Origin of the sequence: Aestuariibius insulae (assembly GCF_040783535.2) — a bacterium.
Taxonomy (GTDB): domain Bacteria; phylum Pseudomonadota; class Alphaproteobacteria; order Rhodobacterales; family Rhodobacteraceae; genus Aestuariibius; species Aestuariibius insulae.
The window spans coordinates 280,545-298,199 of sequence record NZ_JBFONW020000002.1; the positions used below are offsets into that span (position 1 = coordinate 280,545).

Annotated in this window: 14 protein-coding genes; 6 read left to right on the top strand and 8 right to left on the bottom strand. The window is 60.7% G+C overall.

Features of this window, described 5'->3' with window-relative positions:
• Positions 1–24 precede the first annotated feature (24 nt).
• From trkA to hflX, 4 genes are all read left to right on the top strand, one after another.
• Positions 25–1,401, top strand: coding sequence for a Trk system potassium transporter TrkA (trkA, locus tag AAD018_RS07690; RefSeq protein ID WP_367314909.1), 1,377 nt, complete (start codon positions 25–27; stop codon positions 1,399–1,401).
• A gap of 5 nt (positions 1,402–1,406) precedes the next feature.
• Positions 1,407–2,924, top strand: a complete 1,518-nt coding sequence (locus AAD018_RS07695; RefSeq protein WP_367314910.1) for a TrkH family potassium uptake protein — start codon at positions 1,407–1,409, stop codon at positions 2,922–2,924.
• A 144-nt stretch (positions 2,925–3,068) separates the two neighbouring features.
• Entirely contained in the window at positions 3,069–3,302 is a 234-nt protein-coding gene (gene hfq, locus AAD018_RS07700; RefSeq protein WP_367314911.1) for an RNA chaperone Hfq, read from the top strand.
• 3 nt (positions 3,303–3,305) lie between these two features.
• Complete coding sequence (gene hflX / locus AAD018_RS07705) at positions 3,306–4,592, top strand: GTPase HflX (RefSeq protein ID WP_367315213.1); 1,287 nt, start codon at positions 3,306–3,308, stop codon at positions 4,590–4,592.
• On the opposite strand, the gene AAD018_RS07710 is transcribed toward hflX, so the two are convergent.
• Both AAD018_RS07710 and AAD018_RS07715 read right to left on the bottom strand, forming a co-directional pair.
• On the bottom strand, positions 4,589–5,359 hold the full coding sequence (locus AAD018_RS07710) for a GGDEF domain-containing protein (RefSeq protein ID WP_367314912.1): 771 nt from the start codon (positions 5,357–5,359) through the stop codon (positions 4,589–4,591). The genes hflX and AAD018_RS07710 overlap by 4 nt on opposite strands.
• A 66-nt stretch (positions 5,360–5,425) precedes the next feature.
• Positions 5,426–7,906, bottom strand: a complete 2,481-nt coding sequence (locus AAD018_RS07715; protein ID WP_367314913.1) for a penicillin acylase family protein — start codon at positions 7,904–7,906, stop codon at positions 5,426–5,428.
• 95 nt (positions 7,907–8,001) lie between these two features.
• On the opposite strand from AAD018_RS07715, the gene AAD018_RS07720 reads away from it, so the two are divergent.
• On the top strand, positions 8,002–8,874 hold the full coding sequence (locus AAD018_RS07720; RefSeq protein ID WP_367314914.1) for an NAD(P)-dependent oxidoreductase: 873 nt from the start codon (positions 8,002–8,004) through the stop codon (positions 8,872–8,874).
• Between the two features lie 329 nt (positions 8,875–9,203).
• Here AAD018_RS07720 and AAD018_RS07725 read toward each other — a convergent pair whose 3' ends face one another.
• From AAD018_RS07725 to AAD018_RS07750, 6 genes are all read right to left on the bottom strand, one after another.
• On the bottom strand, positions 9,204–10,493 hold the full coding sequence (locus AAD018_RS07725) for a branched-chain amino acid ABC transporter permease (RefSeq protein WP_367314915.1): 1,290 nt from the start codon (positions 10,491–10,493) through the stop codon (positions 9,204–9,206).
• Positions 10,490–11,503, bottom strand: coding sequence for a branched-chain amino acid ABC transporter permease (locus tag AAD018_RS07730; protein WP_367314916.1), 1,014 nt, complete (start codon positions 11,501–11,503; stop codon positions 10,490–10,492). The genes AAD018_RS07725 and AAD018_RS07730 overlap by 4 nt, the downstream gene beginning before the upstream one ends.
• A 536-nt stretch (positions 11,504–12,039) precedes the next feature.
• Entirely contained in the window at positions 12,040–12,765 is a 726-nt protein-coding gene (locus AAD018_RS07735) for an ABC transporter ATP-binding protein (protein ID WP_367314917.1), read from the bottom strand.
• Positions 12,766–12,939: 174 nt separating this feature from the next.
• Entirely contained in the window at positions 12,940–13,722 is a 783-nt protein-coding gene (locus tag AAD018_RS07740; protein ID WP_367314918.1) for an ABC transporter ATP-binding protein, read from the bottom strand.
• A gap of 75 nt (positions 13,723–13,797) precedes the next feature.
• The gene (locus AAD018_RS07745) at positions 13,798–14,991 is read right to left on the bottom strand and encodes an ABC transporter substrate-binding protein (protein ID WP_367314919.1); all 1,194 of its coding nucleotides are present in this window, start codon (positions 14,989–14,991) and stop codon (positions 13,798–13,800) included.
• Between the two features lie 116 nt (positions 14,992–15,107).
• Positions 15,108–16,109: a GlxA family transcriptional regulator gene (locus tag AAD018_RS07750; protein ID WP_367314920.1), complete on the bottom strand. Its 1,002-nt coding sequence runs from the start codon at positions 16,107–16,109 to the stop codon at positions 15,108–15,110.
• 165 nt (positions 16,110–16,274) lie between these two features.
• Between AAD018_RS07750 and AAD018_RS07755 the strand changes: the two genes are divergently transcribed.
• Positions 16,275–17,645: a class II 3-deoxy-7-phosphoheptulonate synthase gene (locus AAD018_RS07755; protein ID WP_367314921.1), complete on the top strand. Its 1,371-nt coding sequence runs from the start codon at positions 16,275–16,277 to the stop codon at positions 17,643–17,645.
• Positions 17,646–17,655 lie beyond the last annotated feature (10 nt).

Below are 17,655 nucleotides of genomic sequence, written 5' to 3' on the forward strand. Positions count from 1 at the left end.
AACGGTGCCGCCTCGGGAGCGTTCATGAAAGTTATCATCTGCGGCGCCGGACAGGTCGGCTGGCAGATCGCCCGCCATCTCGCCAGTGAACAAAACGACGTCACGGTGGTCGACAACAACGCCGACCTCGTCCGTCGCGCGACCGATACGCTCGACGTGCAGGGCATTGCCGGGTTCGCCAGCTATCCCGATATCCTCGACCGGGCCGGGGCCCGCGACGCCGATATGATCATCGCCGCGACCCATTCGGACGAGGTCAATATGGTGACCTGCCAGGTCGCCCATTCGGTCTTCGCCATCCCGCGCAAGATCGCCCGCCTGCGCGCGCAAAGCTATCTAACGGCCATCTATTCCGACCTCTATCGACGCGATCACATGCCCATCGACGTGGTCATCTCCCCGGAAAAGGAGGTGGCCGAGGCTGCCTTGCAACGTCTCGCAGCCCCCGCCGCCTTCGACACCGAAAGCTTCTTCGAGGGCCAGGCGACGCTCATGGGGATCACCATCGATCCCGATTGCCCCGTTACCAACACGCCGCTGCGCCAGCTGACCGATCTCTTCTCGACCCTGCGCGCCGTGGTCGTCGGCATCCGCCGCAAAGGGCGCCTCTTCGCTCCGGAGGCGGGCGATCAGATCTTCGAAGGCGACGACTGCTACATCTTCACCGACAGCCGCGATGTCTCGCGCACGCTCGAGATCTTCGGCAAGACCCAGCGCAAGCAGGAGCGTATCCTCATTATCGGCGGCGGCAATGTCGGCCTCGCCGTCGCCCGCGCGCTTGAGGGCCGCGAGGATCGTATCCGCGCCAAGGTGATCGAGAAAAACCGCCGCTGCGCCGAACTCGCCGCCGACGCGCTCGAACGAACCATCGTGCTCAACGGCGACGGCCTCGACGTGGCGCTGCTGGACGAGGCCAATATCAAAAAGGCCGACGCAGTCCTCTGCGTGACCGATGACGACAAGACGAACCTTCTGACTGCCGTGCGCGCCAAAGGGCAGGGCTGCCCGATGACCATCGCGTTGATCAATGATCCGACGCTGATCCCGCTCATGTCCCAGCTCGAGATCGACGCCTATATCAACCCCCGCGCCACCACCGTCAGCTCGATCCTGCGCCATATCCGCCATGGCCGTGTGCGTGCCGTCTACTCCATCGGTGATGCCGAGGCCGAACTGCTCGAGGCGCAGGTTCTTTCGACCTCGCCCATCTCCGGCCAGCGCCTGCGCGACGTGGACTTCCCCGAAGGCGTGCTTGTCGGCGGGGTTATGAAAGGCGAGACCTTCGTTAAACCGACCGGATCCACCCGCATTGACGAAGGCGACGTCATCGCGATCTTCGCCATGGCCGCTGACGTCCCCGAGGTCGAGCGCCTGCTTCAGGTCTCGATCGACTTCTTCTGACGCCGATGCAACGCATGCTCCGCCTGCCGTTCTTTGTGCTCCTGATGGGGTTGGCGGCGATCGCCATGATGATCCCCGCGATCCATGCCTATGGCTTGCGCGACTACGACACCTCCCGCAGCTTTCTCTATGCGGCGATCCTTCTGGGGCTCCTGACAAGCCTAATCGGCGTCGCCATGTCGAACTATGCGCCCCCTAATGTGGCGCGCTCACAGCTTCTGTCGCTTCTGGCGGCGTTCATCGCACTGCCGGTCTTTCTGGCGGTCCCTTTCTACGAAGCCCTTGGAAACACGCGCTTTCTCAATGCGTGGTTCGAAATGGTCTCCTCGATCACCACGACGGGCGCGACGCTCTACGACGCGCCCGGCCGCCTACCGCCGTCCCTGCACCTCTGGCGCGCGCTCGTCGGCTGGCTCGGCGGCTTTCTGATCTGGAGCACCGCCATTGCCATCTTCGCCCCGATGAATCTCGGCGGATTCGAGATCCGCGCCACTGCCGAAGTGGGCGAGGGCGCCCGCCGCTACGAGCAGATCGCCCGCATCGCCGACCCGTCCGAGCGCCTGACCCGTTATTCCATCAAGCTCGCCCCGATCTACGGTCTGCTGACCCTCGCGCTCTGCATCTCGCTTCTTCTGTCCGGAGAACGCCCGCTCGTCGCGATTTGCCACGCCATGTCCACGCTCGCGACCTCTGGCATCTCCCCCACCGGCGGCCTGATCCGCGCCGAAGCAGGCCTTCCGGGAGAGATCGCGATCTTCTGCTTCATGATCTTTGCCCTGTCCCGGCTGACCTTCAGTCGCGGCCTGCTGGGTGAGGATCAGACCCCCGTCTTTCAGGACCCTGAATTCCGGCTCGGCATGGGCCTTGTTCTTCTCCTCCCGACAGTCCTCTTCTTGCGCCACTGGCTTGGCTCGATCGAAGGCGTCACCCAAGGGGGCTTCGTCGCAGCACTCCAGGCGCTTTGGGGCAGTCTGTTCACCGTCCTGTCCTTCCTGACGACGACCGGTTTTGAAAGCGCCTCCTGGGATACCGCCCGGTTCTGGTCCGGGCTGGAAACGCCGGGCCTCATCCTCGTCGGCCTCGCCCTGATCGGCGGCGGCGTCGCGACCACCGCAGGCGGCGTAAAGCTCCTGCGGATCTACGCGCTTTTGCGCCATGGCCGCCGCGAGATCGACCGCCTGGTGCACCCGTCCTCCATCGGCGGGGCAGGGGTCACAGGCCGCCGCATCCGGCGGCAGGGCGCCTATATCGCGTGGATCTTCTTCATGCTTTTCGCTCTCTCGGTCGCCGCCGTGATGATCGCGCTATCTCTCTTCGGAGTGCAATTCGAAACCGCTCTCGTCCTCACCGTTTCGGCCCTCTCGACCACTGGCCCGCTCGCCTCTGTCGCCGGAGAGGTCCCGATTTCCTATACCGGCATACCCGATCCGGCCAAGATCGTGCTCGCCGTCGCCATGGTGCTTGGACGGCTCGAAACCCTTGCGATCATAGCGCTCCTGAACCCTCAGGTCTGGCGGGCGTGACTATCCGCTCCAACATGCGGATAGCATTTGCTTTTTTGGCTGGAATCTCATTTGACCCCACGACATAGTGCCCGAGTTGTCGACGTTCGGCCGATCCGCGGCCCGCAAGAGCAAAAGACTGAATAAAACGGGGGTTTTTCAGACATGGCGAGTGATAAACAGAACCTGCAGGACGCGTTTTTGAACCATGTCAGGAAGGTTAAGGTCCCGGTCACCATCTTCCTGATCAACGGGGTGAAACTTCAGGGAGTGATCACATGGTTCGACAACTTTTGCGTGCTTTTGCGCCGGGACGGGCAGTCCCAGCTCGTCTATAAACATGCAATCTCCACGATCATGCCCTCCCAGCCAATCAACCTCTATGACGGGGAAGAATAGGTCCTGACGGAAGATCCAAGGGACAGACGCGCGCAGCCCACCCGGGCCGTCGTACTCCATCCCGATATCCGAACCGATGAGCGCAGGCGTCCCCCGGGACCCGCGCTTGAAGAGGCCGTTGCGCTCGCGGCCGCCTTGCCCGATCTCGTCGTGGCCGGGGCCGAAGTCGTGCGCCTGCCCAAACCCCATCCCGGCCTGCTTTTCGGGACCGGCAAGATCGAAGAGCTCAAGCAGGCTCTCTATGACGCCGAGGCAGAGCTTGTCCTGATCGACGGCCCCGTGAGCCCGGTCCAGCAGCGCAATCTAGAACGCGAATGGAAGGTCAAACTCCTCGACCGGACGGGCCTCATCCTCGAGATCTTCTCGGATCGCGCCCGCACCCGCGAAGGTGTCCTGCAGGTCGAAATGGCCGCGCTCTCCTATCAACGCACCCGTCTTGTTCGCGCGTGGACCCATCTTGAACGCCAGCGCGGCGGCCTCGGTTTCGTCGGCGGCCCCGGCGAAACCCAGATCGAGGCGGACCGCCGCGCCATCGATGATCAGCTGGGTCGCCTGCGCAAGCAGCTGGCCAAGGTCGAAAAGACCCGCGCGCTGCACCGCGCCGCCCGCGCCAAGGTGCCGTTCCCGATCGTTGCCCTTGTCGGTTACACGAATGCAGGCAAATCCACGCTCTTCAACCGGCTGACAGGGGCCGAGGTGATGGCCAAGGACATGCTCTTTGCCACGCTCGACCCCACCATGCGCCGGATCGAGCTGCCCAACTCGGACGAGGTGATCCTTTCTGACACGGTAGGCTTCATCTCTGACCTGCCGACCGAGCTTGTCGCCGCCTTCCGCGCCACTCTCGAAGAGGTCACCGCCGCCGATCTCATCCTGCATGTCCGCGATATTAGCCACGACGAAACAGAGGCGCAGGCAAGGGATGTCGCAGGCATTCTCTCTAGTCTCGGCATCGCCGAGGGCACCCCGCAGATCGAGGTTTGGAACAAGATCGATCTGCTGGATGCCGAAGATCGCGCCATTCTCGAAACCCGAGCAGAGCGCTCCGAAGATGTCGCTCTCCTGTCGGCCGTCACCGGCGAAGGACTGGATGCGCTGCTTTCCGATATCTCCGCTAAGTTGCGGGCACCCGAGATGGCTGAAACTTTGCATCTGACCTATCCGGAAGGCCGGGCGCTGGCTTGGCTTCACGAAGAGGGCGTCGTGCTTGAAGAACGGGCAGGCGAAGCGGGTTGGGATATCGATGTGCGCTGGACCCAGCGCCAGAAAGACCGCTTCGACACGCTCTAGGCGATCCGCTCCATGGCCGCCGGTGCAAACTCGTCCTGATTGGCGGCCCTCAACAGACCCGCATCCCACATCGCGAGTTGCGCGCGTCCTTCTTCCTTGGCCCTGTAAAGCGCCAGATCGGCCCGGTGCATCACATCCGTGAACGAGACATCGGGCGTCTTTTGCACGCCGCCGATCGACAGCGTGACCTGAATGGGGTGCGCCTCGTCCCCGTGAGTGACATAAATCGGGTCGGTCAGACGCTCTCCAATGCCAGAGGCTTCGATCGCGGAAAGACCGGGCAGAAACAGCGCGAATTCCTCCCCGCCGATCCGGCCCACGACATCGGTCTTTCGCAAAACGGATCTAAGCCGGTCCGCAATCGCAACCAGCGCATCGTCCCCGATCTGGTGTCCATGCGTGTCGTTGATCGCCTTGAAATGATCCGCATCGATGATGAACAGCACGCCGCTGCGGTTCGCCTCGAACGCCTTTTCCACCTTCTTGAAAAACGAGCGTCGATTGGGCAGCTCCGTCAGCATATCGGTCGCTGCGATCACCTTCATCTCTCTTTGAAGCTTGTCGAGATAGGTGATCACGTAGAATGCGAGGATGATAAACGGCAGCGACGCGGTCAGCGTCAGTAAGGACCGTTTCCAGATCGGCATGTAGAACGGACCATGCAGCGTGATCTCAACAAGCAGCGCCACCCCGTTGATCTGCATAAAGAAAAAGAGGCCTTTCCAGACAGCCTCGAACGGCGTGCGGACAGCTAGGAGAAAGATCAAGATGCGCACTGAACAAAACCCGAACAACTGGTCAGCTCGGGTTACGCGAGAAGTGTTAACAATCTGCTAACGATCATCCGCGACGGGCCGTAAAATCGTCGTTCCCACCGATGCGGCCCGCGCCAGATCCGGGTCGAGCGACATCGGGATATATTCGCCCCGGCGCCAAAGCTCCCCGAGATCGTCGTAATGGCGGCTCAGCGGATGCCCCGACTGCCCGGTTGAGATGATAAAGACCGAACTGTCGGGATCGGCAAAGTCATAAACCCCCCGATACCCCGCCCCATGCACATTGTAGAACGGATGCTCGCCGCTCCCCGCCGTCCGGCCGCGCAGCAGCGTATTGTCCCCGCCCGAAGTGCTTTGCCGGATATTAACGAACCACCGTAGGATCGGCGTCTCACCCAAAACCGGGTGGTCGTGCGTCGCGGTATGCGCATCCCCCCAGCGCAGGCTCTCCAGCGAGGTGCCATAGGTCTCGCCAACCCAAATCAGCGCATCGTCGAGCGCCTGCCGCGCGATCTCCGGGCAGGTCTCGACCCGCGCGGATTGCACGACATCGCACCAGGCCGATGCACCTCCGGTGTCGCGAAAGACCCGCTCGATGAAAAGCGGCTGAACATGCGTGTATTCGCGCGCGACAGGGCCCAGCTCGTCCCGGATCAGCCGCTCCTGCAGGAACCGGATCCAGGCCGCATAGAGCAGCGGCTCAGGCAAATGCTCGTTCATCTCGCCGTTCCAGTTGCCCAAAAGCTCAAGCGCCCTCTGGCGCATGCGCTCGGGCGTTCCGTCTGGTGCGGCATCTCCTGTAAACCACAAATCCGCCCCGATCAGCGGAAGCAGCGACCGCGCGGTGAAGCTGACCGTATCCAGCTGCGCCTCGATAAAGCTCTCGCGCGTATGAACCCGCCGCATCTGCATCAAACGGGACCAGCGATTAACCCTCTGCGTATCGCCGTACCGAAAGCTGATATGGTTGGGAAACGGACGGTTCACGACCATGTTGTTGGTATTCCCGAGAATCCCCTCCTCGGGATCGACGAATTCCGGGGCATCGGCGTAGTCAAGCATCCCGTCCCACCGGTTCTGCTCCAGCCAGCCCCGGGACGGAATCCGGCCCTGGCTTTGATGATCCTCGCGCCGCCGCGGCATGATCCCGATGGTCTTGAGCGCGATGCCGCCCGGATCCGACAGGGTGAGATTTTGGGACGGCGCAATATAAAGCTCAGACGCCGCCACGCCGTCCTCGACGCTTCGAGCCGACATCAAACGGCGGGCGGCGGTCAGCGACGTGTCGTCCGGCGACAAAGCTGTCCAGGCCATCGACATCACATGCCCTTCAGGCGTCACGAGACCGCTATCGTAGGTCTCCGCAGGCAGAACGGGTCCGTTCTCCGTCCAACGCAACCGCAAAGTGCGCGCCGGAGCATCCTTTATCTGGACGATGCTGTCGCGGGTGACGAAGGGCTTGAACCCGTCGGGGGTGAGATATTCGTTCGGATTATCGGGATTGAGCCGTTCGATATACAGATCCTGATCGTCGAGATAACTTGTCGTCAGACCCCAGCCCAGGTTCGCGCTGCGGCCGCTCAGAACGACCGGAACGCCGGGGATAGTGCCTCCGATGACCCCGCCCGTCTCGAGCTCGAGCCGCGCCAGGAACCAGAAGGACGGCGCCGTCAGCTGAAGGTGAGGATCGTTTGCAAGAAGGGTCGCCCCCGCCGCCGATCGGTCAGGCGCGGCTGTCCAGGCATTCGAGGCGCCCGCCAGCTCCAAGGGCCGAACAGGAGACAAGGCATCGACAGGATCCGAAGCGGCGGCTGCGTAGCGGGGCAGGGACGTCATCCAGTCCGTTCTCTCCGGCGGGGGCGGGGCTGCGACAATCCCGTCGCCAGGCATTTCAGGAAGAATATCGTGGAGCCGTTCCGGCGGCACCAAAAGCTGAGTGCGCGCCCGCAGAACCTCATGGCTGCCATGGCTGGCCAACTGCAGGGCCATCAGCTTGATGATGGCGATGCTATCCGCGTCCTGCCAGGGCGAAATCGGATGGCTGAAAAGCCACATCTCCGGCGCGCCGCGACCTCTTGCGCCTGCATTGACCTCGCCGATCCAGGCATTCACCCCAGCGGCATAGGCGCTCAGCATATCGCGCGTCTCGGGGCTTTGATCTTCGACCGAAGCCACTGAAATGCGGTAAAGATCAAGCCGTCGCAGCAGATTGTCGATCTCGAACGTCCGCTCTCCGAAGAGCTCGCTCAGACGCCCCTGCGCGGTGCGCCGCAGCATCGTCATCTGCCAAAGCCGGTCCTGCGCATGGGCAAAGCCTAGTGCAAAGAACACATCCGCATCCGAGGCGCCGAAGATATGCGGCACATTCGCGTTGTCGCGAACGATCTCGACCTCAGCTCCGATCCCCGCCACCTCCAGATCCGCGCTGTAATCGGGAAGGGACCGGGAGGCGAAGAAGTAGACCAGCGCGAGCGCTCCGACCGCCAGGACGACCAGACCGGTGGCAAAACGTAGAAGCCAGCGGAAAAGCGTGACCATGGGCAGGACCTTTGATTGATTAGACAGGCGGTTGACCGCAAGAGCGGGGCCGATAGGGTCGCTTTCTAATTTCGGACGGAGCAAGGAGCAACCGCATGGCACGCATCGCATTTCTGGGACTTGGCGTCATGGGCGCCCCTATGGCGGGCCATCTTGCGGCTGCCGGTCACGAGGTCACCGTTTACAACCGAACGACAGAGAAAGCGCTCGATTGGACGAAGGCGCATGAGGGAGAGATGGCGCACAGCCCGGCCGACGCCGCCAAGGGCAAGGATTTCGTCATGGCCTGCGTTGGAAACGACGACGATCTGCGCTCGGTCTGCCTAGGCGAGACTGGCGCCTTCAGTGCGATGTCTCCGGGAACGGTCTTTGTCGATCACACCACGGTTTCGGCAGCCGTCACGCGTGAGCTTTATGCTGCGGCCGATGAACGACAGATCAGCTTTGTCGACGCCCCGATCTCGGGCGGGCAGGCTGGGGCGGAGACCGCGCAGCTTTCGGTCATGTGTGGAGGCGACCAAGGGGCCTATGACCGCGCAGAAGCTATCATAGGGACCTATGCAAAGATCTGCCGACGCCTTGGTCCCAGCGGCGCAGGGCAGATGACGAAGATGTGCAACCAGATCGCGATAGCCGGTCTGGTCCAAGGCCTCTCCGAAGCGTTGGCGTTTGCAGAGGTCGCCGGCCTTGACGGCCGCGCAGTGGTTGAAGTCATCTCCCAGGGCGCCGCTGGCAGTTGGCAAATGGTAAATCGGCACGAGACAATGCTGGACGGTAAGTTCGATCATGGCTTTGCGGTCGACTGGATGCGCAAGGATCTCGGGATTTGCTTGGACGCGGCGGATGAACTCGGTGCCTCGCTCCCGGTCACGGCGCTAGTCGATCAGTTCTACAAGGACGTCCAACGCATGGATGGCGGCCGATGGGACACATCCTCCCTGATCGAGCGGTTGCGCAAGCCCGATTGATCTAAAGGAGCGGCTGCGCCGCATTTCATCTTTTGTCGGCGCCCAGTCGATCTGGACTTCATAACCTGTCCGCTCGCCGCTTTTTCGATCTGACTGGGGCGCCACCCCAGACCCCGAGGTATTTTCAGCAAGATGAGGTAAGAACTTATTAAGATTAATACCCGAACGTTAAATCACGGAACAGGCTGAGGAGCCGATGGCCGTGCAAGGTGAGGACGATGGCACTTCGCGACCGCTCTCCCCGGGCAAGATGGGGCATATATCCTCATCTTGCCCTAAATACCTCCGCCGGAGGCAAGGGGGCAGCGCCCCCTTCCGGACCAGCCCGGTCAACGCTCCGGGATCAGGCCCCTGGGTGCAAATCTCAGCACGAAGATCAGAACAAGTCCCATCGTAAGATATCGCATATGCGGCGCTCCAGCGAGCAATCGCTCCTGAACGAGGCTTCCGTCGGGCAATCCGGCGCTGACGACACTTAGAAGCCAGCCCCCAATCGGTTCCACCTGAACCCAAAGCCACCAGATCAGGATGCCGCCCAGCACCGCTCCGAAGTTATTCCCCGAGCCACCGACGATCACCATCACCCAGATCAGAAAGGTAAACCTGAGCGGCTGATAGGTCCCTGGGGTCAACTGCCCGTCCAGCGTCGTCATCATCGCGCCCGCCAGTCCGCAAATAGCCGAGCCGAGGATGAAGATTTGCAGATGCCGCCCCTTCACGTCCTTCCCCATCGCCTCGGCAGCGACTTCGTTGTCGCGGATCGCCCGCATCATCCGGCCCCAGGGCGATTTCAGCGCCGCCTGCGCCAGCACGAGCAAAACGATCAGGACCGCCGCAAAGAGCATCGTATAGCTCAGCTTGACCCAAAGGGAGGAGGCCAGGATCGGCGTCAGCCCAAAGCCTTCCGCAGTCGCCACGAAGTCGGGATTGGCCTGTAATTCGACCTCGTATGGCACAGGCCTCGGAATTCCGATGACGTTCTTGACGCCCCGGCTCAACCAGTCCTCGTTCTTGAGCACAGCAATGATGATCTCTGCGATCCCAAGCGTCGCGATGGCCAGGTAATCCGCCCGCAGCCCCAGCGCCGTCTTGCCGATGATCCAGGCCGCCCCGGCTGCCAGCAGCCCGCCCGCAGGCCAGGCTATAAGAACCGGCAGCCCCAGACCGCCCAGATACCCCGTTCCCGCCGGGTTCACGGCCTCCACCGCCGCCATTCCGCCCGGCATCACTTGCCGGTAAAGGACGAACCCCGCGATCACCACGGCCACCGTTCCCCAGATCCTCCACTGCGCAGGCGCCCGTTTCCAAACGAACACCGCAGCAACGACCGTTGCCGCGCCCATGGCAAGTCCGCCCACAATCTGCCAGCCCCCAGCCGCCCAGGCCTCTGTCGTTGGCGGCATCGAGACGATCACCGCCGCCAGACCGCCCAAAGCCACGAATCCCATCACGCCGATATTGAAGAGCCCTGCGATCCCCCATTGAAGGTTCACCCCAAGCGCCATGATCGCCGAGACGAGCCCCATATTCAGGATCAGCAGCGCCGTGTTCCAGCCCTGCATCAAGCCGGTCCCGACGATCAACGCTCCGACCAGCAGATAAAGCCCCACGCCCCTCATGCCGTCTGCCCCTTCATGAGGCCCGTCGGCTTGATCAGCAGAACCACGATCAGGATCACAAAGCTCACCGCGAATTTGTAGTCGGTCGACAGAAGCTGCACCAATCCGTCCGGCTCAAGGCTCTCGGGCATCAGATAGCCGAGCACTTTCTTAAGAGGATAGGTGATCGTCACTTCGGCAAAGGCGATAACGAACCCGCCAAGGATCGCACCAACTGGATTGCCCAGCCCGCCTACGATGGCGGCGGCAAAGATCGGGAGGAGCAGCTGGAAATAGGTGAAGGGCTTGAACGACTTGTCCAGCCCATAGAGCACTCCCGCCACTGTCGCCAGCACCGCCACGATCAGCCAGGTGACCCGCACGACCCTCTCGGGATTGATCCCCGACAGCAGCGCCAAATCCTCATTGTCCGAATAGGCTCGCATTGACTTGCCGGTTCGCGTCTTCTGCAGGAACCAGAACAAAGCCGCCACGCAGATCGCCGCAACCACGAGCGTCAGAACCTGCGTCGTCTTGATCGCAAGTCCTTCATCCAGCCCTGTCATCTCGCGGAACTCGCGTGCCCTGATGACGAACCGCTCCCCGTCGGCGAACCGCTGGTCGTCCACGCCGATGATGAACCGCACGATCGCGTTCATCACGAAGGTCACGCCCAACGAGACAATCACGAACATTGTCGGAGGCGATCCCGCCGCCCGGTGAAATCGGTAGACGAACCGGTCCGTTGCCAGAAGCAGCAGTACTGTTGCAGCGATCCCCAGCGGCAACGCAATCAAAGCGGTCGGCAGCGGCCCACCCGTGATGCCGGCCGATTGCAGCCCCCAGGTCCCCAGGATCGTGACCATTGCCCCGAACGCCATCGTGTCGCCATGGGCGAAATTCGAAAACCGCAGGATCCCATAGATCAGCGTGACCCCCAGCGCACCAAGCGCCAGCTGAGCGCCATAGGCCGTCGCCGGGATCAGGACGAAATTCGCCAAAACGACGAGCGCGTTGAGAATGTCCGTCATGCCCGCACCTTAAGAAAAACTGCGCAGCTCGACTGCGGCCACGAGCTCATTGCGAAGATCTGAACCCGATGTTCCCGCGTGAAGAACAAGGAAGGCAATGCTTTAAGGCGGACTACGGAGTATCGGACAGACTTGGTCAATCTTTACAATATCCTTTGACAGAGTTGGAAGTGGGTCCGGTCTCGGACTTCAGTCCAAAGACCGTCCTCAGTGCTCGATATCCACGATCCTCGTCGAAATCAGGTGGGCCAAGCCTCTCAACGGTAACGACGGTAAAGTGCCCTCGAAACATTCGTTCTGACACATACGCGCTTTGTGCAGTGACGGGGGTTAGTTCAGAGATATTCATGCTGTGCATGACAGAGAGCCTATCTCCACGTTTCAAAGCATCGAGCGACGGATCATTACTCAAACCCCCCTCACCTGATGCATCGGAGACTTCAACCACTCCTCCGTCTTCGAAAGTACAGGTCAGCGCGGACGCCGCACCCGCACATGAAACAAGTGCCGCAAGCAACCCGGCATTCCAAAGCGTCTCACCCACCCAAAAAACTCCGTCTGACCTCGTCATCGGCCATCAACTCCGCCCCTGTGCCGGTATAAGCGTTCCGCCCTTGCACTAGCACATATCCCTTATCCGCAATCTCCAGCGCCTGCCGCGCATTCTGTTCGACCATCAGGATCGAGATCCCGGTGCGCGCCACCTCGATAATCCGGTCGAACAGCTCGTCCATCACGATCGGCGACACACCCGCCGTTGGCTCGTCCAGCATCAAGACCCGCGGCTCTGTCATCAGCGCCCGGCCCACCGCAACCTGCTGGCGCTGCCCGCCGGACAGCTCGCCCGCCGCCTGCCGTCGTTTCTCCCGTAGGATGGGGAACAGCTCATAGATCTGCTCCATCGTCTGCGCGATCCCGTCCCGGCGCAGGAAGGCACCCATCTCAAGGTTTTCCTCGACCGTCATCGAGGTGAAGATATTCGAGGTCTGCGGCACGAAAGCCATGCCTTTGGCGACCCGGTCCTGCGGCGTCAGCGCGGTGATATCCTCGCCGTCCAGCCGAACCGCCCCCTCCCGGACGGTCAGCATCCCGAAGACAGCCTTCATCGCCGTCGATTTGCCCGCGCCATTCGGACCAACGATCACCGCGATCTGCCCGGCATCGACGGCGATTGTGCACTCGTGAAGGATATCGGCGCCTTTGCCATAGCCGCCCGTCATCATATCGCCGATCAGCATCGGCTCCGCCTCGTCTCCAGTCATGTCAGTTCCGCACAAGTCGTGAGGAGGATGGATCATACCCCTCAGCGGTCTTGCAGATCGCGGGTCGGCGACTGGAGCGCTTCAACATTTCAACGGCTACAGCGCCACATTTCTGCCTTATTCGCACCGACGGAATACAGACGTAATACCGACCGGATACCGAACCCCCGTTTTTCATGCCTGAGCCGCCACCTTGTTCTTGAGCCCGGTGCCCAGATAGGCCTCGATCACGTCCTCGTTCTGCATGATCTCAGACGCCTTGCCCTCGGCCAGCACATGCCCCTCGGCCATAACGATAACCGGATCGCAGAGCTTTCCGATGAAATCCATATCGTGTTCGATCACGCAAAACGTATATCCACGCTCCCGGTTAAGCCGTTGAATCGCATCGGAAATCGTTCCCAGAAGCGTTCGGTTCACCCCCGCTCCGACCTCGTCCAGAAAGACAATCCGGGCATCGACCATCATCGTCCGGCCCAGCTCCAACAGCTTTTTCTGCCCGCCTGATAGGTTGCCCGCCTTCTCCTCCGCAAGATGAGAAATCGTCAGGAAATCAAGCACTTCATCAGCCTTTTGCGCCAGAGCACGCTCTTCCTCACGGATCCGGCCCCGGCTCAGCCACGCCTTCCAGATCGTCTCTCCGGTCTGCGCGGCAGGCACCATCATCAGGTTCTCGCGCACGCTCATCGAGCTGAACTCATGGGCGATCTGGAACGTCCTGAGCAGCCCCTTGTGAAACAATTCATGCGGCGGCAGCCCAGTGATGTCCTCACCCTGCATCAAAACGCGTCCGCTAGTCGGTTTCAGATTGCCCGCGATCACATTGAAAAGTGTGGTTTTTCCGGCGCCGTTAGGCCCAATCAATCCGGTGATTGACCCCTCGGCAATGGTCAGGGATGCCCCGTCGACGGCTTTGAAACCGCCAAAGCTTTTCACGAGGGTCTCAACAGTGATCATACTTGACAAATAGTCCCTATCACACTGAAACAGCCCGGAGATCCCCGGGCTGCCTCGATGGTATTTCGCCTTTGATCAGCGGAAGCCGACAGTCTCGATCGCGCCGTCCTTGACCTCGATCTCGCGATAAGTGCCCGCGCTTTCACCCGGTCCGATCAGTTCCACGGCAGAGCCGCCAACATAGTCGATCTCGCCGCCATCTGCGAGGATTTGCAACGCCTTCGCCAACTCTCCGGGATAGATTTCTTCGCCCGGCGCATTGGCAACAGAGGTGATCATGGGGCCGTAATCCGCCGGATCCATCGAACCTGCAGCCTGCATGGCCAACATGATCAGCGCCGCCGCATCATAGCTTTCGGGCGTATAAGGCGACGTGCCGTCATAGCCGCCAGCTTCACCAAGCTCCGTCATCTTCGCCGCGCCATCACCGCCGGACCCTGCGATCTGACCGAACGAGCCGTTAAGATCTGCTCCAACATTCTCGACGATGCTGTCACCGACCATACCGCCGGGCAGAACAAACTGATCGTAAGCCCCGGTATCCAGCGCCGCCCGAATGATCCCAAGACCGCCCTGATCAAGATAACCAGCCACAACGAGGATATCACCACCCGCCGCCGACAGCGCACCGACCTCAGCTGAATAATCGGCCTTTCCGTCCTCGTGCGCCGTTGAAATGGTCACCTCGCCACCCGCCGCTTCAAAGGCGGTCTGGAAGGCATCGGCCAAGCCTTTGCCGTAGTCGTTGTTCGTATAGGTTAACGCAACGCTTTCGATCCCGCGATCCATTAACACTTCGGTCATAACTTCGCCCTCACGCGCATCGGACGGAGCGGTGCGGAAGAAAAGATCGTTATCCTCGACCGTCGTCAGGGCAGGGGAGGTGGCCGATGGTGAAACCATTACCATCCCGTTGGGGATTGCTACATTCTGCAGCATCGCACCCGTCACGCCAGAGCAGTCACCGCCGACGATCCCGGAAATCCCTTCCGCGATAAGACGTTCCGTGTTCGAGGTGGCCAGAGCATTGTCGATGCAGCCGGTATCGGCACGGACGGGCGTCACCGTGGCGCCGCCCAGGAGAAGCCCGCTTTCAGTCACTTCCGACATCGCCTCTTCGGCTCCGTCCGCCATGTGGCCGGCCAAGGATTCAATCGGCCCCGTGTAGCCCAGAATGATCCCGAGTTTGACCTCCTCAGCATGACCTTCAGCCAATGCCGCACCGGCCACCAGAACGCTTGCCGCGCTTCCCAGTAGTATCCGCTTCATCCCTCGTCTCCCTGTCTGAGGTGTTATTTATGGAATGGAGATTAAGCAGACGGTCTACAAATGAAAAGCATCAACGAATGCTTGCTTTTACATCCGATTCTTTAGGGGCCAACCTTTCAAATCGAAAGCCGACCTGCCTGCGCGCCCCGTTCCCGATAAGGGGTGATCTCGTAATGCGCCCGGTAACATTTCGAGAAATGCGATGGGGAGGCAAATCCGCAGGCAAGCGCGACATTAATCACGCTCATGTCGGTTTGCATCAGCAGGTTACGCGCCTTTTGCAGCCTCAGATCCATGTAATATCGTTTGGGCGATCGGTTCAGGTAGCGCCGAAAGAGCCGCTCAAGCTGACGGGTCGACATGCCGACATCGCGCGCCAGGATCGAAGGACTGATCGGCTCTTCGATATTGGCTTCCATCATCTGGATCACGCGGCTCAGCTTCGGATGCCGCACGCCGATCCGTGTTGGAACGGAAAGCCTTTGGGTGTCCTGATCCGTTCGAATGGATGAATAGATAAGCTGATCGGCAACGGATGCGGCAAGATCCTCTCCGTGATCTTCCGCAATCAGCTTCAGCATCAGGTCGATGGACGCCGTTCCCCCGGCGGTCGTATACCGATTGTCGTCGACGACAAAAACCGACTTGGTCAGCGTCACATCCTCGAACTCTTCGGTGAAGCTGTCCTGATTTTCCCAATGAATCGTGGCCCTTCGCCGGTTCAGCAGCCCGGCCTGCGCCATTGCATAAGCGGCGGTACACAACCCGGCGATAGTGATGCCGCGCCGGGCCTCTCTCCTGAGCCAGCTCAGGATCTTCTTGGTCGTCGCATTTTGTATGTTGACCCCGCCGCACAGGATCACGACATCGTCGCGGCTCAGCTCGATAAGCTCATCATCTGCCAGGATTTCAGTGCCTGCCGAGCATCGGATACCGGCTCCTTCCTCAGTCAGAAAAATCCACTGATACAGGTCCTTCTGGGAGACCCGGTTTGCTATTCTGATGCAATCCAGCGCCGAGGCGAAGGACAAAAGGGAGAAGCCCTCGAAGAGAACGAATACGAACCGTTTCGGGGTGGGCGGGTCGAAAACGACCCCGGCGGCAATCGGTCCGGCCATCGTCCTTATCCTACTTAAAGTGTCTCGCAGGGCAGCCTGACCTGCTTTTGAAAAAATCCACAAGTGAAACGAGCAGGTGGTGTCGTTTTTTCCGCGTTGGAATACCTCTCAGTGCGAGATATACCGACATGTCGAAACCGTTATGTATCTTGAAGGGGAGGGCCGATGGCAGATTGGCACAAGAGCGACTGGCGCAAGAAACCCAGGGTGCAGATGCCCGATTACACGGATGCACAGGCTCTGGCCGCTGTTGAAGCACGTCTGTCGACCTATCCTCCGCTCGTTTTTGCAGGAGAGGCGCGTACGCTTCGCCAAAGGCTCGCTGCCGCCAGCCGGGGAGACGCGTTCCTTCTGCAGGGCGGCGATTGTGCTGAGAGCTTCGCCGAATTCTCCGCGGATAATATTCGCGATACATTCAAAGTCATGCTTCAGATGGCGATGGTTCTGACCTATGGCGCCAAAGTGCCGGTGGTAAAGATCGGACGGATGGCCGGGCAATTTGCCAAACCCCGCTCGGCACCGACGGAGGTCAAGGATGGGACCGAGCTTCCCAGCTACCGAGGCGATATCATCAACGAGCTGCCGTTCACGTCAGAAGCCCGAATCCCCAACCCTGACAAAATGTTGCGGGCCTATACTCAAGCTGCGGCTTCGCTCAACCTGCTGAGGGCCTTTTCGACAGGCGGTTTTGCGGACGTACACCGGGTTCACTCCTGGACGCTCGGCTTTACCGATGGTGAAGAAGCCGGCCGCTATCGCGAGATGGCGTCGCGCATTCAGGATACGCTGGATTTCATGGCCTCTGCTGGCCTTTCGGCGGAGACCAATAGCGAGCTGTCGACTGTCGAATTCTATACCTCCCACGAAGCGCTCCTGCTCGAATACGAGGAAGCTTTAACGCGTGTGGACAGCACTTCAGGTCAGTGGCTTGCTGGGTCAGGCCATATGATCTGGATCGGAGATCGGACCCGGCAGCCCGATGGCGCCCATGTGGAATTCGCCAGGGGCGTAATGAACCCGATCGGGTTGAAATGCGGACCGTCCATGACGACGGATGATCTCAAGCAACTGCTGGCAACGCTCAATCCGAAGAATGAGGCCGGCCGACTCACACTGATTGCTCGGTTCGGGGCAGGATCGGTCGGCGATCATCTTCCCCGTCTGATCAAGGCGGTCGAGGAGGAAGGTGCCAACGTCGTCTGGTCGTGTGACCCGATGCATGGCAACACGATCAAATCCGCATCCGGGTATAAAACCCGCCCGTTCGAAAGCGTGTTGAGAGAAGTTCAAGAGTTTTTCTCCGTTCATACATCCGAGGGCACCATCCCGGGAGGCGTTCATTTCGAGATGACAGGACAGGACGTCACTGAATGCACGGGCGGTGTCAGGGCTGTTTCGGACGAGGATCTATCCGACCGCTATCATACGGCCTGTGATCCACGGTTGAATGCGTCCCAGTCACTCGAACTCGCCTTTTTGGTAGCAGAAGAGCTTTCAGCTTCGCGCAATACCAGATTGGCACTGACCGGATCCTGACTCAGGCATC

Bases quoted from the DNA above. Each gene is read 5' to 3' on its own strand.
- trkA (WP_367314909.1), top strand. From the start codon at position 25: ATGAAAGTTATCATCTGCGGCGCCGGACAGGTCGGCTGGCAGATCGCC.
- AAD018_RS07695 (WP_367314910.1), top strand. From the start codon at position 1,407: ATGCAACGCATGCTCCGCCTGCCGTTCTTTGTGCTCCTGATGGGGTTG.
- hfq (WP_367314911.1), top strand. From the start codon at position 3,069: ATGGCGAGTGATAAACAGAACCTGCAGGACGCGTTTTTGAACCATGTC.
- AAD018_RS07715 (WP_367314913.1), bottom strand. From the start codon at position 7,906: ATGGTCACGCTTTTCCGCTGGCTTCTACGTTTTGCCACCGGTCTGGTC.
- AAD018_RS07720 (WP_367314914.1), top strand. From the start codon at position 8,002: ATGGCACGCATCGCATTTCTGGGACTTGGCGTCATGGGCGCCCCTATG.
- AAD018_RS07725 (WP_367314915.1), bottom strand. From the start codon at position 10,493: ATGAGGGGCGTGGGGCTTTATCTGCTGGTCGGAGCGTTGATCGTCGGG.
- AAD018_RS07730 (WP_367314916.1), bottom strand. From the start codon at position 11,503: ATGACGGACATTCTCAACGCGCTCGTCGTTTTGGCGAATTTCGTCCTG.
- AAD018_RS07735 (WP_367314917.1), bottom strand. From the start codon at position 12,765: ATGACTGGAGACGAGGCGGAGCCGATGCTGATCGGCGATATGATGACG.
- AAD018_RS07740 (WP_367314918.1), bottom strand. From the start codon at position 13,722: ATGATCACTGTTGAGACCCTCGTGAAAAGCTTTGGCGGTTTCAAAGCC.
- AAD018_RS07745 (WP_367314919.1), bottom strand. From the start codon at position 14,991: ATGAAGCGGATACTACTGGGAAGCGCGGCAAGCGTTCTGGTGGCCGGT.
- AAD018_RS07750 (WP_367314920.1), bottom strand. From the start codon at position 16,109: ATGGCCGGACCGATTGCCGCCGGGGTCGTTTTCGACCCGCCCACCCCG.
- AAD018_RS07755 (WP_367314921.1), top strand. From the start codon at position 16,275: ATGGCAGATTGGCACAAGAGCGACTGGCGCAAGAAACCCAGGGTGCAG.